Raw genomic sequence first — 1,421 nt, forward strand, 5'->3', positions numbered from 1 at the left:
CCGCCGCGGTCCCGAGGCCGGTGCCGAGGAGCGCCCGGCGGCTGAACGCCGGTGAAGCCGGGGCTGCCGGGCCTGCCGGGCCTGGTCTGCCTGCCGGGCCTCGTCTGCCGCTCGCGCCGGTCATGCCAGTGCTGTCGATGCTGCCGGTCATGGGTCTCCCTTGGAAGTGCGGCTGGAAGTGCGGCCTGAGGGCGCGCCCGCAGTCACATTCTGAGAGCGCTCTCAAGCGCGTGGGGGCTCATTCTGCTGGTGCTCCCGGGACCGGTCAACGCCCTTGCCGGACACGCCGATTGAAAGGGAGGAGGGGAAAGGCAGGGGGAGGGAGCCGGGCAGGGGGCACGGGCGGGGTAACGCGCGCGTCCCGCGCACCTCATGGGTGCGCGGGACGCCTTCCGGGATCCCGGGGCCCCGGTACGCGGACCGGCTCACTCCGTCCGCAGCGCCGCGGCCGTACCCGCCCTCGCCGCCCAGCCCGCCGGCAGCAGCGCCCCCGCCACCGCGATGACCAGCCCGCCCAGCGCGAGGGACGCGAGCACGGGACCGTCGTACACGGCGATGTCCGTGGCCGGCAGGGTCATACCGATGGCGTCGCCCATGAGCGGGATGACGGCCCGGTGCAGCGCGATCCCGGCCGGCACCGCGACCAGCCCCGCGAGCAGGCCCACACCGGCGACGGAGGTGACGACCATGGCGACGGTCTGGCGGGGTGTCATGCCGAGGGCCTTGAAGACGCCGAGGTCGTGGACGCGGTCGCGGGTGTCGAGGGCGACCGTGTTGAGGACGCCGAGCCCGGCGACCACGACGAGCATCAGCGTGAGCATCCCGATCAGTGCGTCCATGGCCACGATCACGCTGGAGGAGTCGGCCGTGGCGGCGCGGGCGAAGGCACCGATGCCGGCCTCGTCGAACGCGCGGTTCAGCGAGTCCGGGTACGCCGCCGGATCGGTGCCCGGTTCGGTCTGTACGTGGTACCGGCCCGGCAACGCCTGTGCGCCGAGCCCGAGTTCGGTGAGGGTGGCGGTCGAGGTGAGCAGGACCATGCCCTGTCCCTGGGTGAAGAAGGCCTCGCCGACGATCCGTACGGTGGCCCGTCGGCCGTTCTCGGTGAGGGTCACCGTGTCGCCGACGCCGATCCCGGCGGCCGTCAGGAAACGCGAGGTGACCACCGCCTGGCCGGGCCCGTCGAGCCAGTGCCCCGAGACGAGCCCGGGAGCACCCCACGCCGAGTCGCCCTCGTACGCCACGACGGTCGTCGCACCGGTGATCCCAAAAGCGCCGACCTGGGCCTGGGCGGTGGCGTAGAACCGCCCGGTGCCCTTCTGCGCCCGCAGCACGGCGGTCACGGCCTCCGGATCGGCCTTCTCCGCCACGCCGCCCCCGTCCGCACGCACCACCTCGGCGCCGGGCGGCCCTTGCCCGCC

1 protein-coding gene is annotated in these 1,421 nt (G+C 74.0%); it reads right to left on the reverse strand.

Features of this window, described 5'->3' with window-relative positions; translation table 11 throughout:
- Positions 1-425: 425 nt before the first annotated feature.
- Positions 426-1,421 (reverse strand): ABC transporter permease (locus tag AWZ10_RS33045; RefSeq protein WP_167366011.1); only part of this gene is annotated, 996 nt, incomplete at its 5' end.

Origin of the sequence: Streptomyces europaeiscabiei, assembly GCF_001550375.1 — a bacterium.
In the GTDB taxonomy this organism is placed as follows: Bacteria; Actinomycetota; Actinomycetes; order Streptomycetales; family Streptomycetaceae; genus Streptomyces; species Streptomyces europaeiscabiei.